General features: G+C 60.4%; 18 protein-coding genes and 2 pseudogenes. 15 read left to right on the top strand and 5 right to left on the bottom strand.

What is annotated here, in order from left to right:
- Positions 1-12 precede the first annotated feature (12 nt).
- The 4 genes from AB4O36_RS11570 to AB4O36_RS11555 form a co-directional block, all read right to left on the bottom strand.
- Entirely contained in the window at positions 13-900 is an 888-nt protein-coding gene (locus tag AB4O36_RS11570) for a DUF2950 domain-containing protein (RefSeq protein ID WP_460141804.1), read from the bottom strand.
- Positions 897-2,366: a DUF3300 domain-containing protein gene (locus AB4O36_RS11565; RefSeq protein ID WP_460141803.1), complete on the bottom strand. Its 1,470-nt coding sequence runs from the start codon at positions 2,364-2,366 to the stop codon at positions 897-899. Before AB4O36_RS11565 ends, AB4O36_RS11570 begins: the two co-directional genes overlap by 4 nt.
- Before the next feature lie 98 nt (positions 2,367-2,464).
- Entirely contained in the window at positions 2,465-3,136 is a 672-nt protein-coding gene (locus AB4O36_RS11560) for a MarC family NAAT transporter (RefSeq protein WP_460141802.1), read from the bottom strand.
- Between the two features lie 22 nt (positions 3,137-3,158).
- Positions 3,159-3,725, bottom strand: coding sequence for a hypothetical protein (locus AB4O36_RS11555; protein WP_460141801.1), 567 nt, complete (start codon positions 3,723-3,725; stop codon positions 3,159-3,161).
- 431 nt (positions 3,726-4,156) lie between these two features.
- Between AB4O36_RS11555 and AB4O36_RS11550 the strand changes: the two are divergent.
- From AB4O36_RS11550 to AB4O36_RS11485, 14 genes and pseudogenes are all read left to right on the top strand, one after another.
- Positions 4,157-6,613: pseudogene (locus AB4O36_RS11550) on the top strand (type VI secretion system Vgr family protein); the annotation flags it as partial.
- Positions 6,614-6,625: 12 nt separating this feature from the next.
- Positions 6,626-8,149 (top strand): T6SS phospholipase effector Tle1-like catalytic domain-containing protein, encoded by a 1,524-nt coding sequence (locus AB4O36_RS11545; RefSeq protein WP_460142135.1) that lies wholly within the window; start codon positions 6,626-6,628, stop codon positions 8,147-8,149.
- A complete protein-coding gene (locus tag AB4O36_RS11540; RefSeq protein ID WP_460141800.1) occupies positions 8,146-8,784 on the top strand; it encodes a DUF2931 family protein in 639 nt (212 codons plus the stop codon). The genes AB4O36_RS11545 and AB4O36_RS11540 overlap by 4 nt, the downstream gene beginning before the upstream one ends.
- Positions 8,771-9,121: a hypothetical protein gene (locus AB4O36_RS11535; protein WP_460141799.1), complete on the top strand. Its 351-nt coding sequence runs from the start codon at positions 8,771-8,773 to the stop codon at positions 9,119-9,121. Before AB4O36_RS11540 ends, AB4O36_RS11535 begins: the two co-directional genes overlap by 14 nt.
- Entirely contained in the window at positions 9,118-9,756 is a 639-nt protein-coding gene (locus tag AB4O36_RS11530) for a DUF2931 family protein (RefSeq protein WP_460141798.1), read from the top strand. The genes AB4O36_RS11535 and AB4O36_RS11530 overlap by 4 nt, the downstream gene beginning before the upstream one ends.
- Positions 9,743-10,090: a hypothetical protein gene (locus AB4O36_RS11525; protein WP_460141797.1), complete on the top strand. Its 348-nt coding sequence runs from the start codon at positions 9,743-9,745 to the stop codon at positions 10,088-10,090. Before AB4O36_RS11530 ends, AB4O36_RS11525 begins: the two co-directional genes overlap by 14 nt.
- Positions 10,087-10,723, top strand: a pseudogene (locus AB4O36_RS11520) (DUF2931 family protein). Before AB4O36_RS11525 ends, AB4O36_RS11520 begins: the two are co-directional and overlap by 4 nt.
- A gap of 64 nt (positions 10,724-10,787) precedes the next feature.
- Positions 10,788-11,765, top strand: a complete 978-nt coding sequence (locus AB4O36_RS11515) for a hypothetical protein (protein WP_460141796.1) — start codon at positions 10,788-10,790, stop codon at positions 11,763-11,765.
- Positions 11,740-12,327: a hypothetical protein gene (locus AB4O36_RS11510; RefSeq protein ID WP_460141795.1), complete on the top strand. Its 588-nt coding sequence runs from the start codon at positions 11,740-11,742 to the stop codon at positions 12,325-12,327. The genes AB4O36_RS11515 and AB4O36_RS11510 overlap by 26 nt, the downstream gene beginning before the upstream one ends.
- A gap of 33 nt (positions 12,328-12,360) precedes the next feature.
- Positions 12,361-12,624, top strand: a complete 264-nt coding sequence (locus AB4O36_RS11505) for a PAAR domain-containing protein (RefSeq protein WP_460125119.1) — start codon at positions 12,361-12,363, stop codon at positions 12,622-12,624.
- A gap of 2 nt (positions 12,625-12,626) precedes the next feature.
- Positions 12,627-13,844, top strand: coding sequence for a hypothetical protein (locus AB4O36_RS11500; RefSeq protein ID WP_460141794.1), 1,218 nt, complete (start codon positions 12,627-12,629; stop codon positions 13,842-13,844).
- Position 13,845: 1 nt separating this feature from the next.
- On the top strand, positions 13,846-17,184 hold the full coding sequence (locus tag AB4O36_RS11495) for an ImcF-related family protein (RefSeq protein ID WP_460141793.1): 3,339 nt from the start codon (positions 13,846-13,848) through the stop codon (positions 17,182-17,184).
- A 303-nt stretch (positions 17,185-17,487) separates the two neighbouring features.
- Positions 17,488-17,952: an MEKHLA domain-containing protein gene (locus AB4O36_RS11490; RefSeq protein WP_460141792.1), complete on the top strand. Its 465-nt coding sequence runs from the start codon at positions 17,488-17,490 to the stop codon at positions 17,950-17,952.
- A 132-nt stretch (positions 17,953-18,084) separates the two neighbouring features.
- A complete protein-coding gene (locus tag AB4O36_RS11485) occupies positions 18,085-19,158 on the top strand; it encodes an NAD(P)-dependent alcohol dehydrogenase (protein ID WP_460141791.1) in 1,074 nt (357 codons plus the stop codon).
- Here AB4O36_RS11485 and AB4O36_RS11480 read toward each other — a convergent pair.
- A complete protein-coding gene (locus tag AB4O36_RS11480; protein WP_460141790.1) occupies positions 19,148-20,110 on the bottom strand; it encodes a site-specific integrase in 963 nt (320 codons plus the stop codon). The two genes, AB4O36_RS11485 and AB4O36_RS11480, sit on opposite strands and share 11 nt — an antisense overlap.
- Positions 20,111-20,292: 182 nt before the next feature.
- Between AB4O36_RS11480 and AB4O36_RS11475 the strand changes: the two genes are divergently transcribed.
- A complete protein-coding gene (locus AB4O36_RS11475; RefSeq protein WP_460141789.1) occupies positions 20,293-21,282 on the top strand; it encodes a DNA-binding protein in 990 nt (329 codons plus the stop codon).
- The last annotated feature ends 22 nt before the right edge of the window (positions 21,283-21,304 follow it).

The raw sequence follows: 21,304 nt of genomic DNA, 5'->3' as shown, positions 1-21,304 counted from the left end.
CGGGAGCGTTCGCTATTGCGGGGCGACGGTGACCTCCTGCCAACTGTCATCGGGGTCGAACAGCTTCATCGCCTGCGCCAGTTTGGCGCCATCGGGGCCCAGGTCTTTCTCGAAGACCTGGCCGTCATGGCTGATCATGAAACTCATCACGCCGGTGTCGTCGTATTTGACAGGCCAGGCAATCATCGCGAAGCCGCGGCTCATCTTGTCGCCGATCAGGTAGCTGTAGGCACCACCCGGTGCCGACGGTCCCTGGCCGTCAAGGATGCGGAAGTGATAACCGTGCCAGCCTTCGCCGGCCACACTTTTGCCGAACAACGGCCCCAGTGGGCTGATCTGCCCGCTGTCGTCTTCCGCCCAATAGAGCCCGTCGTGCTTGCCGGGTGTGCTGAAGATCTTTTGCGCATATTCCAGCGCGCCGTCGCCATCACGATCCACGGTGGCATAGTCCATTTGCGCATCGTGATAGGTCAGCACCGCCTGCTGGGCGTCCAGTTCGTTGCGGCCGATGCGCCGGGTGCGCAGCTCGGCGTCGCCGGCCTTGATGTCGAAGCGCCAACCGCTTTCGCCTTTCAACAAGGGAATGGGCAGGGGCCAGTTGTCCTTGCCCACTGTCAGGGTGGCCTTGCGTTCGCTGGTTTTTTCGATGTGATGCTGCTCGTGGTATTGCCTGAGGAAAGCCTCCACATCCTCGCGCTGTGAACCTTTGCGCGGGATGTAGGTTTGCCAGTCCTTGCCCAGCAGCTCGGTCAGCCGGGCCTGATCGGCGCGCTCGGTGCCGAGCGCCTTGACGAAGGCCTCCGCGGCTTTTTCAGGGGTTGGAAAGGATTGCTGCGCTGCTGCAACACACGACCATGCCAGGCCGAACAACAGCACCGATGTTTTCAAATACCTGTTCATCGACGGCCCCCCCGCGAACGCGCCCCGGCGCCGGACGGCCGGCTGATCTGGCGACCCTCCGTTCGTGCACTACCACCGCCACGCTGGGCGGACGCCTGGCTGGCCCGGCCACGCAGGGCCTGGGCATTGGATTGCGACGGCGAGCGCACACCGGCGAAGGCGTTGTTGCGGGCGGCGCCGCGTTGCTGGGCGCCCTGGCGGTTCTGCTGCAAGTCCTGGCGGCGCTGGTTGTTCTGCGCGGCTTCACGGCGCGGTGTTTGATTTTCGCGCATGTCGCGTTGGTTGTTCTGGCTTCGGTCAGTCGCTCTCGGACGGTCCGTACCGGATTGCATGCGGTTGCCGACCGAGCCTTCGGACCGCGCCTGGCGCATCTGGTCCTGCGCCTGGCGATTGTTGGTGGCCGGACGCTGAATCCCGGCCCTGTCCATGGAATTGCGAGCCCGGTCGCGAGCCTGGGCGCGCTGGGCGGTGTCCCCGCGAAAGGCTTCGCGCTGGCGGGCACCATCCAGTTGGCGGCCGTATTGTTCACGACTGCGAGCATCTCGATAAGGCACACCGTCGCGATTGGCGGGGTTGTGCTGCCACTTGTTGCTGTTGATACGGTTGTTGATGTTGTTGCCATTGATGTTGTTGTAGCGGTTGACGTCGATGTCGACGTCGTTGTTGCCCCAGTCACAATCGCCCCACAACGAGGCGACGATCGCCACCCCGGTGCCGAACGCCAGTCCAGCCACGAGGGCCTGCCCCGGGTAGTACGCCGGTGGCGGCGGGTAGTAGGCGGGCGGTGACGCCGGGTAAGGCCAGGTGCCGTAGATGGTCGTCGGGTTATAGGTGGGGACGTACACCACCTGCGGGTCGGCGGGCTGGATGATGATGGTGGAATTGCTGCTGGCCGGTGCCGCTGGCAGGGTCTCGGCTTTTTGCCGGTCGGCGGGAGCGGGAGCGGCGACCTGTACCGTTACGTTCTGGTACTGGTTGCTCTCAAGGTTGCCGGCGGCCTGCGCCTGGCGCCGCAGATTCTGTACGCCACTCATCAGGTCGTCCGGTTGCGCGAGGAAGGCATCGCCCAGGCGCTGCACCCACACCGGGTCCTGGCCCAGCGTGGCGAGCACCTGCGGAAAAGCGACCAACGCCTGCACGCTGGGGTCCCAGGGCTGATTGGCCACCTGCTTGACCGCGTCGTCGCCCTTGGCATTCGGGTTGGCCTTGGACCAGGTCACGGCTTCGGCGACTTCCCCGGGATAAGTGCTGGCCATCAACACCTGTGCCAGCAATGGGTCGGGATAGAGCGCGATGGGGGCGGCCATTTGCTCCAGTTGTTCCTGGGTGAACACCGGGTCTTTTGCAGGTGGCGCGGCGGCCGCTGTCTCGACCGGTGCCGGGGGCGTGTCCGGCGTTTGGGCGAGAGTGGTAGCCCCACTTAGAAACACAACGACTGACACCGCGTAAACCCATGAAATACGCATTGCCTTACCCCTGTGCAACCACGTTGGTTGGAGATGAAGGGATCCATGTCGAGACCGTGCAAACAGGCGATTTTCAAGCCCATCGACAAGCGTAGCTGCTACGGCGGGCGCAGCGTGTGAAAGTTGCTGTCGATGAGGGTTTGTACGATTTCCACCGCACCGTTGATTGCAAACTGTGCGCCCATGCACACCAGCAAAAAGCCCATCAGCCGTGAAATGGCATCGATCCCTGATTTGCCGGTCAGGCGCATGATTAACCCCGAGCCGCGCAGGCATAACCAGAGAATCAGCGCGGTCAACAGGAAGATCAGCGGCGGTGCTACCCAGATTACCCAGGCGGGGAACGCCGTGCTGTGCTTGATCGTGGCGGACGAACTGATGATCATCGCAATCGTCCCGGGGCCTGCGGTACTGGGCATCGCCAGCGGGATGAAGGCGAAATCGATTTGCTCCGTGACGGCATCGGCGGGCTGGGGTGCCGGTACCGGCGGAAACAGCATCTTCAAGCCCATGATGATCAAGATCCCGCCACCGGCCATGCGCAGGCCCGGTATGGAAATGTTGAACACGTCCATGACGAGCTCACCTACGTAATAAGTGAGCGTCATGATCAGGAAGACATACAACGACGTGAGGAAGGCCTGGCGGTTCTTTTCCTGCTGGTTCAGGCCTTTGCTCAGCGCGATGAACAACGCCACCGTGGTCGGTGGGTTGGTCAAGGGCAACAGTGCGAGCAGCCCGAGCGCAACGGCGTTGAGCAGGTCGGTCATGTCGGCGCTTTCTCTGACCGGCTTAGCGTGAGGTTTCGACCTGCAGGACTTCGGTCAGAACGGCATCGACTGTCTGCCCGACCTTGAGGTTGCCCATGCGTGCCTGAAGATCAGGGTTTTCAACCTTGACCACACGCACCGGCCCTTCAGGCGGCAGCAGGGTCACTTCGTGATCCTTGAGGTTGATGGCGGTGATCTTCGACGTCACCCGAACCTGACGAATCGCCTCGCCACCGGGGTTGGGGTTGTCCTTGGCCACGCGCGCGACCATGGATTCATTGCTGATTCCCGGTTGATCACCGATATTGGTATCGAGCACATAGGCCACCGAACGCGCCACCTTGATGTCGACCTTGTCGCCGACTTGCAGGTTGTGCAGGTTCTTGGCCTGGTCGGAGAGCTGGATCACCACCGGTTTGCCCTGGGGATCTTCGATGGTCACCTGGCGATTCGCCGCGTCGACGGCCAGTACCTTGGAGATGATCTGACCTTCAAGGGTCTTGCTCCCCAACGGGATTTCGGCGGCTTGGGCCAGGGACATGATTGAGGCAAGAGCACCAGCGCAGGCAAGAAAGCGTATCGATTTCATAGGACTGCATTTCCATGTGATGTTGGATTGGGCTGCGCGATGCAAGGCTCAAGCACGGCGCATTCGCCAAAGCATAGACATTGATTGGCGATGTGCTTGACGTAATTGATCCGCCACGGCACCTGTAGTGAGCAATCGAGGCGTCGAACCGTCGCGATGGTCGGGAAGCCTGACACCCCGAGGCGCCCGAACCACCATCGCGAGCCTTCGAGCGTCGATCGGCTGCTCCTACAGAAAAGCTGCGTTTTCAGAGGCTTGCAAAAATCTGGAAACTTCCTACAGACCCGGCGCCAGAACATTTGGACGCATCCTACGCGCCCATCAGAACCGTCCTATTTCCACAATTTTCAGCTTCTAGAACACTGACCCGCATCCAACGCGGGTGGATAAAAACCTCCCCGCCAGTCCATCCAGGCCAGGGAGGCTTGACCATGAGTTCACTGCCGATTTTATTCGACCACAGCCGCCACAAACTCTGGGTGCGCAACCTCGAGCCCTCCCTCGACGTGCTGGCCTTCCACGGCGAAGAACGCCTGAGCCAACCCTTTTGCTACCACATCGAATTCACCAGCACCGAGCAGGACCTGGCTGCCCAGCAACTGCTCGGTCAGGACGCCGGCTTCAGCATGCATGCCCTGCCGATCGCGGTGATGCCCTGGGAAACGCTGACCATCGAACCGCTGCGCACCCTGCAAGGAGTGATCACCGGTTTCCAGCGCCTGTCCGCCTCCAAGGACGAAGCGCGCTACGAAATCACCCTGCAACCGCGCCTGCAACTGCTCGGCCTCGGCCGGCAATACCGCATTTACCAGCAGCAGTCGGTTCCGGAAATCGTTGAGAGCATCCTGCGCAGCCGTCACGACATGCGCGGCCATGAATTCCTGTTTCGCCTCAAGCGTGAATACCCCCGGCGCGAACAGGTCATGCAATACGGCGAGAGCGACCTGGCGTTCATCAACCGCCTGCTGGCCGAGGTCGGCATCTGGTACCGCTTCGTCAGCAACGAGCGTCTGCGCTTCGATGTGGTGGAGTTCTGCGACAACCAGTGCGGTTACCAGTTCGACGTCCATCTGCCGTACCGTCCACCCGCCGGGCTGGGCAGCGACGAGGTCGGCGTGTGGGCCCTGCAAACCCGGCACCGGGTGGTGGAACAACACGTCAACGTGCGCACCTATCAGCACCGCGATGCCAAGGCGCGGCTCGATGCGCAGGTCGATCATACCCGTGGCGCTCGCGGCACCTACGGCGAGGCCTACCACTACGCCGAACCCTACCGGGCGCTGGGCGACTCTTACCAGCGCCACGAAAAACAGCTCGGCGAAAGTGGCTACTTCTTCGCACGCCTGCGCCACGAGCGTTACCTCAACGACCAGACGCAGTTGAGCGGCACCAGCAACAGTCCGACCCTGGCGCCGGGCCAGGTGCTGTCCATCAGCGACGGCGCCCCACAAGCCTTCAACCCGAGCTGCGCGGTCATCGCCGTCAGCATCCGCGCCAGCCGCGATGGCGCGTTCATCTGCCAGTTCCAGGCCATGCCCTACAGCGAAGAGCTGTGTTTCCGCCCGCCGTTGTTACCCAAACCGCAGATCGCCGGCACCGTGCCCGCCCGCGTCACCAGCGGCCTGGCCCACGACCGCTACGCCGAAATCGACAAGGAAGGCCGCTACAAGGTCAACTTCCTGTTCGACCGCGACACCTGGCCACTCGGCCGCGAAAGCGCCTGGCTTCGCCTGGCCCGGCCCTACGCCGGCGACACCCACGGCCTGCACCTGCCGCTGATCTGCGGCACCGAAGTGGCCATCGCCTTCGAACAGGGCGACCCCGACCGCCCCTACATCGCCCACGCCCTGCACGACAGCGAACACCCCGACCACGTCACCCTCAACGCCCGCAACTACAAGCGCAACGTGCTGCGCACCCCGGCCAACAACAAGCTGCGCATGGACGACAGCCGGGGCCAGGAGCACGTCAAGCTAAGCACCGAGTATGGTGGCAAGAGCCAGCTGAATTTGGGGCATCTGGTGGATGCGCAGCAGAAAAAGCGCGGCGAAGGGTTTGAGCTGAGGACCGATGATTGGGGCAGTTTGCGGGCGGGTAAGGGGGTGTTCATCAGTGCGGATGCGCAGGGCAAGGCCCAAGGCCCGGTCCTCGACATGAGCGCTGCGGTGAACCGCCTGCAACAGGCCGGCCAACAACTGCAAAAACTCTCCACCGACGCCCAGGCCGCCCACGCTGAACCGGCGGATGTGGCGGCGCAATTGCACCTGCTGCGCCAGGACCTGGAACAACTGAAATCCTCGGTGTTGCTGCTCAGCGCCCCACAAGGTATCGCCCTCACCAGCGGCCAGCACCTGCAACTGGCCGCACAGGACAACCTCATGCTCAACGCCGGCGGCGAAGCGGACATCAGCGTGGTCAAGCGCCTGTTCATCGGCGTGGGCCAGGGCCTGAGTCTGTTCGTGCGCAAGCTGGGTATCAAGCTGATCGCCAACCAGGGCGCGGTGAGCATCCAGGCGCAGAACGACAAGTTGCAACTGCTGGCAAGGCATGGTTTGGACATCACCAGTACCGAAGATGAAATCCGCATTACGGCCAAAAAGAAAATCATCCTGAATGCCGGTGGCAGTTACCTGACCCTGGAGAAGTGTGGCATCGAGTCCGGCACGGCGGGGGACTACAACGTCAAGTCGGCCTACCACGGTTACACCCCAACCAAGGCCACCCAGCCCATGCGCCAGGGTTGGCTACCGGCGAAGATCGACCCGCCGCTGGAGTTCGACGAGCAGTTCCGGATATTCACCCCCGGTGATCAGCCTTGGGCTGGCACGCGGTACAAGATCACCGCCGCCTCCGGCCAGACCTGGAAAGGCACCACCGACAGCCAGGGGTTTACTGAGCGGGTGTACACGGAGAAGCCGCAAGCGCTGTCGTTGAGCTATGACCTGGAGGAGGAAGAAGAGGAGGAAGAGCTGGAGGGGATTACCCTGCGGATCGGGCTGTTTTTTGATGGGACCGGGAATAACTCGGGGAATTCTGCGCATACCGCAGATTGCCGTCTTGAGAATGTAGGGCATAGCGAGCGTGAGATCGAGAGCATCCTCAAACAGTGCACTGAAAGCGGATTTGGCGATTTTGACGGTGAGGCTTTTGGTAGTGCGCCGGATAACAGTTATGGGAATGCGCCGAGTAATGTGGTGCATCTGCATGATCTTTATCCAGATCATGCAAGCGATGCCTTGCTGGAGGGAAGCGGGATTGGCTATGTGCCGGTCTATTTAGAAGGTATTGGCACAACCAGTGATGAAGGTGACTCGGTCATCGTTGGCCAAGGTTTGGGGCTCGGAGAGACTGGTGTAGTGGCGCGGGTAAAGGAGGCGCCCGATCTAATTAAGAAACGTCTAAACTTCTTCCAGCAAGTTAACCCTGACATACCCATCCGACGTATCGAATTCGACATTTTCGGCTTCAGCCGTGGCGCTGCCGCAGCACGGCATTGCGCCAACGAACTGCTCAAGCCGGGACGTGGCGTATTCAAAGAGTTGCTGCAGCCAGGTCACTTCGGCCTGTTGACGAGTTTCGATCCGGCCGTAGATGTCACTATCAACTTCATCGGCCTCTTTGACACTGTCGCTGCCATCTTCGACCTCCCCGAGCTCCTTGATGGCAATTTCGGCGTGCACAACGACAACAACCCCGGTGTGAACCTGTACCTGCCGTCCAACTGCGCGCGCAAGGTAATCCAGCTTCAGGCCCGAGACGAGCGCCGTCATAACTTCGCGCTCAACAGCGTGCTGGACGACCACCAGCAAATCATCTTGCCTGGTGTGCACTCGGATATCGGCGGGGGCTATCTGCCCAAGGCCCGCGAACGGGTGTGGCTCACCAAACCAATACGTTTCACTGTACCGGCGAATCGCCCGGTGGAAGCACAACCGGCGTGGGCAGAAGCGCGCTTCAGAAAGCTTCAGTTGGAAGGAACCATGGTGGCTGTTGACGGCAAGCTCAACATCAAAGCCTGGCCGATTGTCCCGGCTCCTCGTGGGCCACAGGAGCCCACGAGCGAAGACTATTTCCTGACCATCGAACTCGACCGGCCAGTGCGCGGCGAGTTGTCGTTGATCCCGTTGCGGGTGATGCGCGATTTGGCGGTGCGGCATGGTGTGCCGTTTGACGTCATTGCTGATGAAGACGAGCGGTTCCAACTTCCCAAGGAGTTGAAACCGATCGCCGAGCGCATTCTCGATCAAACATTGGGTGAACTTGAGGTCAGCCTTGATCGCGACCAGGAAAATTTGCTGCGTAGTCGCTATATCCACCAATCCGCACATTGGATACCCAGTGGACCTTTTCTGGTCAGCAAGCCGGCAGAAAGCGGTCAGCGCAACATTTACCCGAACCGGCCGCAGAAGGGGTACCCGCAATGATTCGCCTTGCCTTGATCATTATTCTGGCGTTCAGCCTGAGCGCGTGTGCTAGTGGGCCGAAAGTGCCCCCTCGACCCAAGCTGCCTTACGACAGTTGGTACGTGGGCCTCGCGGCTCCGCGCTTTATGGAAGTGTGGGTCGAAAGCGTGGATGTGCTTGATCAACGTGGATGGGCGTTTTTTCGTGTGTCTGGCGGCGTGGCCAGCTATACCCGTCAGCCAAAAGGCTGGCACAAGGGGGGAGGGAAAATGATGCCAGTGAACAATGTTGACTTGCCAGAAAAGTTGTTTCTGCGTTGGCAATCACTGGTAGAGCCGCAGACCTACAAGATCGGAATTTCAATCCCTCAGTGGGTGCGCGATGAGATGGTCAGGCCGGAGCGGGTGTTTTGCAAAGGCTCCAAGGAGTGGATAGATGACTATCGTGACGCAATCACCTTGGGCATGGCCCCCGGCGGCATCGTTAAAGTCTGGGTAGGAGGGGCCTGCCTTGGATTCAAGGAAGTTGGTCGCTTTCAGGCCGAGATCGAACTGCTGGGGCCTCATCGTAAAGGGAACGGTAAATATTATCGGGCACCGAAACCCGAGGCCCAGGAATACATCGACGAGCACGGAATTCCTTATGGGACTTGGTAACGAGTGTCCGGTGCTTAGCGAATTGTCGTTGATCCCGTTGAGGGTGATGCGTGAGTTGGCGGTGCGTCATGGCGTGCCGTTTGATGTCATTGATGATGAAGACAAGCTGTTCCGCTTGCCTGGGGAGTTAGAACCGATTGCCGCCCGCATTCTGGATCAGGTGCTGGGTGAACTTGAGGTAAGCCTTGATCGCGGCCAGGAAAGTCTGCTGCGTCGTCGATACATCCATCAGTCCGCACATTGGGTGCCCAGTGGGCCTTTTCTCGTAAGCAAACCGACAGAAAACGGGCAGCGCAACGTTTACCCCAACCTGCCGCAGAAGGGGTATCCACAATGATGCGTCTCGTCTTGCTCATGGGACTGTTGGTCAGTTTGAGTGCATGTGCCAGTGGGCCAAAAGTGCCCCCTCGCCCCCAGTTGCCTTACGACAGTTGGTACGTCGCTTTGGCTGCTCCACGTTTTATGGAAGTGTGGGTCGAAGGCGTGGATGTACTCGATCAGCGCCGGCTGGCGTTCTACCGCGTGACTGGTGGCGTGGCCAGCTATACCCGGCAGCCAGAAGGCTGGCACAAGGGTGGAGGTGGGGGTATGCCAATGAACAATGTCGACTTGCCAGTAGAGCTTTTCCTGCGCTGGCAATCACTGGTGGAACCGCAAACCTACAAATTCGGAATCGTGATTCCACAGTGGGTGCGCGATGAGATGGTCAAGCCGCATCAGGTGTTCTGCAAGTGGGATCAAAAGGTGGTGACCCTCTACCGGGACACCATCACTCTGGGCATGGCTCCAGGCGGCATTGTCAAGGTTTGGTTGGGTTCAGGTTGTCTCGATTACAAGGAAGTCGGTCGCTTTCAGGCCGAGATCGAGCCGCTGGGACCTTACCGAGGTGGTAGCGAAGGTCAGTACGTCACCATCGAACCCGAAAACAAAGCTTACGTCGAAAAACACGGAATTCCTTATGGGACTTGGTAACGAGTGTTCGGGGCTTAGCGAGTTGTCGTTGATTCCATTGCGAGTGATGCGCGAGTTGGCGGTACGTCATGGCGTGCCGTTCAAAACGGTTGAGGGTCGGACGGACCTGAAACTACCTGAAGAATTGAAACCGATCGCCGAGCGCATTCTCGATCAAACACTGGGTGAACTTGAGGTCAACCTCGATCGCCACCAAGAGGATTTGTTGCGTCGTCGCTACATCCACCAGTCCGCGCATTGGATACCTAGCGGCCCCTTTTTGGTCAGCAAACCGACGGAAAGCGGCCAGCGCAACATCTACGCCAACCGGCCACAGAAGGGGTATCCGCAATGACGCGTCTTGCCTTGATCATTGGCCTGGTGTTCAGCCTGAGCGCCTGTGCCAGTGGGCCGAAACCACCCCCTCGACCCAAGTTACCTTATAACCATTGGAACATCGCTCTGGTGGCTCCGCGTTTCATGGAAGTGTGGGTCGAAAGCGTGGACGTGCTCGATCAACGTCGCCTGGCGTTTTACCGCGTGACTGGTGGAGTTGCCAGCTACACCGCTAAAACCGAAGGCTGGCACAAAGGTACGGGGGGGGAAGCCTATAAATAATGTCGACTTGCCAGAGCAACTTTTCTTGCGCTGGCAATCTCTGGTGGAACCACAAACCTACAAGTTTGGCATTCATATCCCACAGTGGGTGCGCGATGAGATGGTCATGCCGGAGAGAGTGTTCTGCCGAGGCTCAAAAAAATGGAAGTATGATTATCGACGGATAATTACATTGGGTATGGCCCCCGGTGGAATTGTCAAAGTTTGGTTGGGCGGGCCTTGCCTGAGTTTCAAGGAAGTCGGTCGCTTTCAGGCCGAGATCGAGGCATTGGGACCTTACCGAGGCAAGAGCGAAGCTCAATACGTCACCATCGAACCCGAGAACAAAACTTACGTAGAAAAGCACGGGATTCCTTATGGGACTTGGTAACACCCCCCGCAATTAACACCAGCAGGCACGGACTCGCAGTAATTCAAATGGATGAGGCATCACTATGCAGCAGGTCAACCTCGCAGGCTGTACCAATAGTTTAGGTAGTACTGTAGTGAAAGCACAGTCTTCCGAAGTTTCTTTAAGCTGGGTGTCACCTGCCGAGAACGCAGTGTTCACGATCACGCAAGCAGCAGAGCTACCCGAAATTATTTTCGAGTTTCGAACCCAGGCTACTGGCGAATACAAGTGGTCCTGGTCCATCAAGTGGGTGGCGAGAGTCAGCGGATTGAGAGAGCGCGCGCGAAAGACTGCCGATCTACAAGTGTTCGAAGAGAACGGTTCATTCGTCAGTTGTAGCAATCGATGGGTTGCGAACTTCGATGAAAAGGTTTTGGGCGGAACATTGAGCGTGCATGTCAGCTGCAATGGAAAAACGTTGAGTCGAACCGTCTTTATAAAAGGTCAGAACCCGAGTGCGCAGGACGTTGCGAACTATATCGACAGCCTGGAAGGTATGAGTGGCTTCGATAAGTTGCTGGAGCAGGAAACCCATACCAAGCACTTCATCGAATTGGACGGTGAGCCTATCGTTGCTTTCGATAAGGGCTATGGCATTACGCAGATGACCTGCTCGGCACCGTCCTTTGAACAGGTCTGGAGTTGGAAGGCCAATATTGTTGCCGGGTCTGCCACCTACAAGGACAAAGTTCGCATTGCCCGAAAATATCTAGGCCAGGAAGGCAGGACCTACACCAACGTACAACTGCAACATGAGGTATTCAGCCGCTGGAATGGGGGCTCCTACCATGAGTGGGACAGTGCTGGTTCGGCCTGGGTCAGGAAAAATAACCTCTTGTGTGATTCCAGTACCGGCAATATCGGTTGGTCGCTGAACAGCGAGAACAATACGGATAAAACAGAAGCACAATTACATGAGCGTGACAAGGAGAAGTATTCGAAAGGGTCCAAAGGACAGTCGGATGAACATCCCTGGGTTTATTCGGGGATTTGTTATGCAGATCACGTGCTGGGTCAGTAATTTTATTAAGGTGTCGACGGTTTTTCTGATGGTGTTCGGCAATGTCAGTTGCGTTTATGCGGCCACCGAAACAGTCTGGGTCGAAAAAAAGGGTGCAACAGTTCAGTTGCAAATGGCGGACGAAACGACCCATGAGTTTAAGTTACCCGCAACTTCGACGGGCGTCTTTTATGACGTGAACAAACACAGGGTTGAGGCGCTCGAGTTTATGTCCGTCTTGCGTGTCTATCCCTCCAACTCAGAAAACCCCGAAGGCTTCTGTGGCTCTGGAAATGAAGTCTGGTTATCCGTCTATCGAGTGGATGGCCCAGCGCTGATCAAAGAACAAAAAGTGTTGGTGAGCAGTTGCCTGCGCTCGATTTCATTGGCCAGTCAAAACTCCGGAGCGAGTGCGCAAGATACCGATTTTTCTTCGGTGCAATGGGGCCCGTATGGGTTTTCCATTGAGTGGTTCAGCAATGTCGATGCTGTTGGGCGGCCGTTACAGTCTTCCAGTTTTGTCTGGCATGGCGACGCTTTTTTACAGCACGAAGTGTTGAACCAGGAAACACCCCAGTCGTGAGTCAAACCGATCAATAAAACAGGGAAGAAAGACATGAAAGGCATCATTCGTATCGGCGACAAGAACACCAGTGGCGGCACCGTGCTCTCGGGGTCCGAGGTCATGCGCTTCAACGATATTGGCGTCGCTCGCAAGGGCGATCCCGTGCGGTGTCCGGTTCCCGGCCATGGCGAGACGGTGATCGAGGAAGGACTCTCATCGTATTGTGACAATGGTGTTCCGGTTGCTTTCGAGGGGCATCGCTGCGCCTGCGGGTGCGTGTTGATTTCCTCCATGCCGAAAGCAGGAGCGAACTAGCCATGCCGGTCGGACTGGACCGTGTCCGTGCACCTGCACGCCGGCCTGAGCGCCCGGGCATGTTGCTCTGGCTGGGTGTGCTGGGGCTGTTTTTGGCTGTGGGAATGGGGGCGACGGTGCTGTTCGCCACCCAGGCCTTGCGCGAGCAGCCGCTGGTGTTCTGGAGAGTGGCTCTGGGTGTGCCGCTGCTCGGCTGGGCGATTCTGGGGTTTGGGCGAGTGGTGCTTTACGCCGGCCAGCACAGTGCTGCCGATGGCTGGGATGAGGCGCGGGAAATCGACCTGATCCGCAAGATTCGCCGGGGGCGACGTTCCTTGCAGGTGCTGGGCGTGAGCCTGTCCCCCGCACTGCACGACCCACAGCAGCCAGCTCTGGGTAAGGCCCCTGGCCTGACGGCTCAAGCAGACACACCGGATGAATCGCCTGTGCGTCACACGCGGCTGCCTGCCGGGGCAGATGAAGCTCCTGAAGAGGTGCTGTTGCGGGCGTTGACCCAGGTGCTGACCGACCTTGGCCAACCTTTGGCGCAATTGCCGCAGGAGCAACCCCTGGCCCTGTTGCTGGAAGTCGACAGCGGTTTATCCGAAGGCCTGTTACGCCGGGTGTGGCAGCAGGCGTGGCGGGCTTGCGGCATACGCCAGTCAGTATTGGCCGTCGAGGGCTGTGGCCTGGCAGCAGTGGATCAATGGCTGGATTGGCGCATCGGTGATCAAGCCTTGCTGCTGGTGGTGGCGGTGCAGTTTGCCGTGCAGCCGCGCGAAGGCTCGGCCGAGGCGGTGGTGGGTGTGTTGCTGGGCAATCGCCTGACACAAACCACGTTGCCAGCCATTGCCTCTCTGCATCGACCGGAGCAGGAGCGCACGCTCGCCGACGCCGAGCTACTTCAGGCGGCGCGCCGGTCTCTGGACTGGGTGCCGCTGGACGGAGCGGAAATAGAGCAGGTCTGGCGAGTGGGGGTTGATGCCCAGCGCACTGCGGCCCTGACGGGCGTGATGCTTGAAGCGCCGATACCGGCAGGCTCGCCCCAGGGTGTTAGCGACCTGGATGCGCTGCTGGGGCATTCGGGCAAGGCCTCACCGTGGCTGGCTATCTCGACGGCGGCGCAAACCATAGAACGCGGCGCCGGTGCGCAATTCATTTTCAGTGGCAGCAACGACGCCGCCGGGCTCTGGTGTACGGTGCTGACGCCTGCGTCACCGCCTGCGAAACAGGAAATCTGACATGCAATTTCGACACTCTGTAGTGATAGGTGTGCTGATGGGCGTGCTGTTGCTCGCCACGCTGGCATTGGATGTATGGATCTGGCGTCAACCTGAGTCCCTGGGCATCACAGCCGGCAGTGCCGTGCAAATGCTCTGGCTTGCGCTGCTGTCGGCCAGCTTTCTGGTGGTGCTGTTTCTGGGTGGTTACAGGTTGCTGGGTCGGCAGATGGGGCAGGCCGATTATCGTCGGTTGCAGGCAGACGATGTTCGTGAACCATTGGACCCACAAGTGGCCAATGACGCGCGAGCGGCGCGTATTCGTGAGGAGATCAAGACTTACCTGCAGGAAAATCACGGCTTCTTCTGGCGCTATAAAGCTCGTCTGCTGTTGGTGGTGGGTGAAGATGCGCAGGTCGAAGCCATCGCCCCCGGCCTTAAGGACAAGTGCTGGCTCGCCGGCCACGACACCTTGCTGATTTGGGGTGGAAGCACGCAAAACCCATTCGATGAAAGCCGCTTTGCCCCATGGTCCGGCTTGAGCAGGTGGCGTGACCTGGATGGCGTGGTCTGGGCATTGAATAGTGCGCAAAGCACTGACGGCGAGGCCATGGATACAGGCGTTCGCCACCTGCAAGCCCTGGCCCGCCGCCTGCGCTGGCACCTGCCACTGCACCTCTGGCAGATCTGCACCAGCACCTGGCCGCAGGATAAGCGCGCCACGCAAACTGTCGGCTGCCTGCTGCCACGCTCGGTCACGCCGCAGGATGTGGAGCAACAACTCGAACAGCTCGTCCAGCCCCTGCGGGCCTACGGTCTTGGCCAGATGAATGAGTGCAATGGCCACGACTTCCTGCTGCGTCTGTCCGCCGATTTGCGCAGCGAGGGCATCGTCCGTTGGCGGCAGGCGCTGGCGCCACCGTTGCGATTGTTCGCCCGGGGTGTGCCGCTGCGTGGCTTGTGGTTCAGCCTGCCGTTGCCGGCCCCGGAAAAATCCGACGGCCACTTCTGGCACGCCACCGCGCCCTGGGGCGGGGTGCTCGATGATCGCCACGCCGAACAACGTCGCCTCGGCTGGGGCGTCATGCGCACTGCGCGGACCCTGGCACTCGGCCTGATGTTGCTGGCAGGCGCGGGTGTGTTGCTGTCGTTCGCGGCCAACCGCGTGCACGTCGGCCAGGTCAACACGGCGCTGACGACGTTGCAGCAGGGCGGCTCGGTGGATGATCAAGTCTTCGCCCTGCACGAACTGACCCGCGAACTCGGCCAACTGCTCGCTCGCGACGAACACGGCGCGCCCTGGTACCTGCGTTTCGGCCTGAACCAGAACGAGCGTCTGCTCGCCGCTGCCTGGCCGTCGTACGTAGAGGCCAACAACCGGCTGATGCGTGACCCGGTCGCGACTGAGCTGGCGCGTCAGCTGCAAGCGCTGATCAAACTGCCTGCGGACAGCCCTGAGCGCGTCAAGCGCGCTGCGGTCGCCCATGCCCAGCTCAAGGCCTACCTGATGCTGGCGCAGCCTGCGAAAACCGACAGTGCGTTCCTCGCCCGTACATTGACCGAGGCGTTGCCCCAGCGGGCGGACATGTCGCCGGGCCTCTGGCAAGGCGTCGCGCCCAACCTCTGGCGGTTCTACGCCGAGCAATTGGCAGCGCACCCGCAGTGGCGCATCGAGAAGGATGCGCGGCTGGTGGCCCAGGCTCGCCAGGTGCTGCTCGGACAGTTGGGCCAACGCAATGCCCAGGCCAGCCTGTACCAAAAAGTCCTCGACGACAGCGCCAATCAGTACCCGGCCCTGGGCCTGCAACAGATGGTCGCTGGCACGGATGCAAACGCGCTGTTTGCCACGCCCCACACGGTGCCCGGCGTGTTTACCCGCCAGGCCTGGGAGGGGCAGGTGCGCCAGGCCATCGACGCCATCGCCGAAGCGCGCCGCGAGGAAATCGACTGGGTGCTCAGCGACCAGCCCGGGCAAATCGCCGCCGAGCTGAGCCCGGAACAACTGCGCCAGCAACTCACTGACCGCTACTTTGAAGACTACGCCGACGCCTGGCTGGACTTTCTCAACAGCCTGCACGGGCAACCGGTGGGCAGCCTGGGCGAGGTGATCGATCAGCTGACGCTGATGAGTGATGTGCGCCAGTCGCCGTTGATTGCGCTGATGAACACGCTGAGCTGGCAAGGACAGGCCGGCCGTCGGGGACAGGCGCTGGGCGATACTTTGGTGAAGTCCGCGCAGAAGCTGATGGGTCAGGACGCGGCCATTGATTTGCCTGAATCCACCGGCCCGCTGGAGAACAGTTTCGGACCCTTGCTCGCGCTGCTGGACAAGGACGGCGACAGCGAGCGCCTGAGCCTGCAAGCCTTGCTCAACCGGGTGACCCGGGTGCGCCTGAAGCTGCAACAGATCAGCAACGCCGCCAACCCGCAGGCGATGACCCAGGCGCTGGCGCAGACGGTGTTTCAGGGGCAGCAGATCGACCTCACCGACACTCAGGCCTACGCCAGCCTGGTGGCAGCGAGCCTGGGCGCGGAGTGGGACAACGTCGGCCAGACGCTGTTCGTGCAGCCGCTGGAACAGGCCTGGCAACGGGTCCTGCAACCGGCAGCCGCCGGTCTCAACAGCCAGTGGCAACGGGCGATCGTCAACGACTGGCAGCAGTCATTCGCCGGTCGTTATCCCTTTGCCAACACCGCCAACGACGCGTCGCTGCCGATGCTCGGGCAAATGGTGCGCGCCGATTCCGGGCGCATCGAGCAGTTTTTGCAGCAGCAACTCGGTGGCGTGCTGCGCAAGGAAGGCAGTCGTTGGGTGGACGACTCCCGGCACAGCCAGGGCTTGCGTTTCAACCCGCAGTTTCTCACGGCGATCAACCAGCTCAGCCACCTCGCGGACGTGCTCTATACCGACGGCGGCATGGGCATGAGTTTCGAGCTGCGCGGCAAACCGGTGCGCGATGTGGTGCAGACGATGTTCATCCTCAACGGCGAGAAACATCACTATTTCAACCAGAAGGAGAGCTGGCAGCGTTTCGGCTGGCCGGGCTTCACCAGCCACCCGGGCACGCGCCTGCTGTGGACCAGTGTGCGGGCGAGCGAGCGATTGTTCGCCGACAACGAGGGCACCTGGGGCCTGATCCGTCTGCTGGAAAAGGCCCGGGTCACACCCCTCAACGACAGCGCCAGCCACTACCGCCTGCAAGTGCGCGCACCTGACGGTCTGGACCTGACCTGGGACCTGCGCACGGAGTTGGGGGCAGGGCCGTTGGCGCTGCTCAAACTGCGTGACTTCAAGTTGCCCAGGCAGATTTTTCTGGTGGAAAACGAGACGACCATGGCGCAGAACAAGAGACGTTACTAGGCCTCGGCCATCGCGAGCAGGCTCGCTCGCACAAGAGCACCACCGGACCTGTGGGAGCGGGCTTGCCCGCGATCGACTTCACCGGTGACGCGGGTTTACTGACGCCCTGCGGTGTTCTTGCGACCATCGCGAGTAAACTCGCTCCTACAGGGGCGCGGGGTATTTAACAGGTGCGGCAGACTTTTAAACTGTGGGAGCGCGCCTGTTCGCGATAATCGTCAACGCCGGTATCCTGATACCCCGAGCCGGCTTCACACCTATTGCGAGCGGGCTCGCACACAAGGACAGCACAGGTGACCATTGATGACTGATCTGCAAATCATCCAGCAACTCGACCAATCCTACCGGCACTGGACCGGGCGCGGGCTTCCTGTTCCGGAGGCTGTCGACGGGTCGCGTGAAGCGTGGATTCACCATCACGCCCCCTACAGCCTGGTGGCCCACAATGACGACCCCGACCCGCACTTCATCTACACCAATGAATGCGCAATGACCTGCTTCAAGTACAGCCGGGAAGAGTTTTGCGCCATGCCTTCTCGATTCAGCGCCTCAAGCCTGGATCGCAATGCGCGCCAGGCGTTGCTCGAGGTGGTGACCGCCAAGGGGATCGCCAGCGGGTACAGCGGATACCGGGTCGACCGCCATGGCGAACCCTTCATGATCCACGACGGCATCGTCTGGGAAGTGCTCGACGCAGAAGGTACACGCACGGGGCAGGCGGCACTGTTCTGGCCGCAACCGGCGCCGCTTGGCAGGTTCAATCACTAACGTTGCGACTTGCCCGTTCCGACGAGCGGTCGCTGATCTGCGCACCAATCGCTCAATCGTTGACCATCATCAATCCTTCACCCGTTCGCCGGGCGCAGCCTTTGGAAACGTGCAGGTAAAGGAGGGATCACCATGGCAACCATGAGAGCGGCTGTTTTCGTAGAAAAGAACCGGATCGTGCTTGAGGACAAACCCATTCCCGAAGTCGGTCCGCTGGACGCACTGATCCGCATTACCACCACGACCATCTGCGGCACCGACGTGCACATTCTGCGCGGTGAGTACCCGGTGGCCAAAGGCCTGACGGTAGGCCACGAGCCGGTCGGCGTGATCGAAAAACTGGGTTCGCAGGTGCGTGGCTTTTTCGAAGGCCAGCGAGTGATTACCGGCGCCATCACACCCAGCGGGCAAAGCTATGCCTGCCTGTGCGGCTGCGGGTCGCAGGACGGTCCGGATACCCGCCATGGTTTTCGCGCCACTGGCGGCTGGAAGTTCGGCAACATCATCGACGGCTGCCAGGCTGAATACGTACTGGTCCCGGATGCCCTGGCCAACCTGTGCCCGATCCCTGACGGACTCAGCGACGAGCAGGTCCTGATGTGCCCGGACATCATGTCCACCGGGTTTTCCGGTGCAGAACGGGGCGAAGTGAACATTGGCGACACCGTGGTCGTCTTCGCGCTCGGCCCTATCGGGCTTTGCGCCATTGCGGGCGCACGACTCAAGGGGGCGACGATGATCATCGGCGTGGACGCCGTGCCCGAACGCATGAGCGTGGCTCGCAAGCTGGGTGCGACTCACGTGGTCAACTTCAAGGAGGGCGATGTGGTCGAGCAGATCATGGCTCTGACCGATGGTCGTGGTGTCGATGTGGCCATCGAGGCGCTGGGTACGCAGGGCACGTTCGAATCGGCGCTGCGGGTGCTGCGGCCAGGCGGGCGGCTATCGAGCCTGGGCGTTTACTCCAGCGACCTGCGTATTCCGGTCGATGCCTTTGCCGCCGGGTTGGGCGACTTGAGCATCGTTTCGACGTTATGCCCTGGCGGCAAGGAGCGCATGCGCCGGTTGATGGCCGTGGTGCAGAGTGGCGGGGTAGACCTGTCGCCGCTGGTGACCCACCGCTACAAGCTCGACGACATCGAAGCCGCATACGAGCTGTTCGCGCACCAGCGCGATGGCGTGATGAAGGTGGCGATCACTCCGTGAGGCGAGCAGGCACCTGCACCATGGGTGTGGGTGCCTGAACCGCCAGGCCACCGAACGAGGCGGCAGAGTCCACATACCGCAGCGCGGATTTCACGTCCTTCCAGCCCACGTAACTCATCAAGCCCTTGATGTCCCAGCCGTTCGCCGACGCCCAGGTGGCGAAGCCCCGGCGCAGCGAGTGGCTGCTGTAGAGCTCGGGCGCGACACCCGCTTGCTCAAAGATGCGCCGTAACAGTGGAACCAGGCTGTTGGCGTTGATCCCGTCTTCAGCCAGGTGGCCCCAGCGATCGATCTTCCTGAATACGGGGCCATGGGCGATGCCGGCGGCGGTGATCCAGTTGATGTAGGCCTGAACGGGGCAGAGTTTCTTCAGGGCCGGGGTGTGATAGGTCGTGCCCAGATGCTGTCGGTCGCCCTTGGAATGGGGCAGGTAGAAGGTGATGCCGATGCCCGCTTCGACCTGGGTGTGCTCAACCTGCAAGCGTGCCAGTTCATCCCCGCGAAACCCGCGCCAGAACCCGATCAGCACCAGCGCAATGTCGCGCCGATGACGCATGACACCGGGCCAGTCGCCGTGCGCCTGGGCCAGGCTCGTTTGTTGCTCCAGCCAGCCCACGGTTTGCTCCAGGTGAACGAGTAGCAGCGGGGCGGCCTGTTTTGCCGGGGCAGGATGCAGCGTGCGGATGCCCTTGATCATCTGCTTGACCGTGGGCGTCTTGGTGGGATCGGGAAACCCCTGGGTGACATGCCACTGTGCCAACGCCGCCAGTCGCTGTTTCAGCGTGCTGATCGCCAGCTTGTCCGCGTACTCGGCGAGGTAACGCACGATGCCATCGCCGGTCGCTGGCAGGAAACCGCCCCACGTCACTTCGAAATGCTCCACGGCCGCGCGGTAACTGCGTCGGGTGTTCTCCCGCGTACCGGCCTGCAGATAACGATCAACCTTGTTCATGACGGGGTTCCTGCGCAATACGGGCTCTCAAGCAGATCACGATGGGCGAAAACTACCCATCACATTCGATAACGCTCAATTATGTTATCAAATACCGAAGGTTGCTTTGTGTAATTTCTATACATAACGTAGTATGTAAATACGTATTACGTAATACAGTATGAAATAGTAGGAGCGAAAACATGGCGCGTGGCGGTGTAAACAAGGTAATCGTCCTGAAAGCGAGGCAATCGTTGCTGGCGCGTGGCGAGAATCCGAGCATCGACGCGGTCCGTATCGAGCTGGGCAATACCGGCTCGAAAACCACCATTCACCGTTATCTCAAAGAGATCGAGACGATCGATCCGGCGCCGCCAACTTCGTCAGAGCGCCTGAGCGAGGAGCTGACCGCGCTGGTCGCCGGTTTGCTGGAGCGACTCCAGGAAGAGGGCAGGGAAGCGATCGACCTCGCCCAGGCACAATTCGATACCGAGCGTACCGCGCTACAGCAGCAGCTCGACGCCTCCCAGGTCCAAGTCGGTTCCCTGCAACGTGAGGTCGATATCCAGAAAAGCGCGCTGGCGGCACAGTCCGAAGAACTGCAGCTCTGCCAGGCCAGCCTTCAAACCGAGATCACCCGCAATGCGCGCCTGAGCCAGAGTTGCAGCGACCTGGAGCTACGGGTGCAGGATAAGGACGAACAGATCCGCTCCCTCGAGGACAAGCACCAGCATGCTCGCGAGGCGCTCGAGCATTACCGCACTGCGGTCAAGGAACAGCGCGATCAGGAACAACGCCGCCACGAAGGCCAATTGCAGCAAGTCCAGCTCGAGCTTCGCCAGTTGCAGCAAACCCTGATGCTCAAGCAGGACGAGTTGACCCGCCTGAACCGTGACAACGAGCGTCTGCTGGCCGAAGCCCGACAACAGGCGAAGGCCATTTCCACGCAGGGGGATTCTTTGCAGCGCTTATCCGATGAAAATGCCCACATGAAAACCTCGCTCGCCAGGGCCGAAGGCGCCAGGGAGTTGCTGCAAGAGCAGATGGGTGTTTCCCGCGATGAAATCAAAAGGCTCGAAGGCGAGCTGGCGCGAGCCGCGTCCGAGGCCGCGCACCAGTTGCAGCAATCTCACGCGCAGGTCGCGGCGTTGCAGCAGACGATCAATCAATATCAAACAGGTGAAGAGCGATGACCCATGAAGAAGCAGGACGCAA

It is taken from the genome of Pseudomonas sp. S2_E01, from assembly GCF_054668365.1.
Note: the sequence above shows the minus strand (reverse complement) of the source record. Positions and strands in the feature narration are given on the sequence as shown.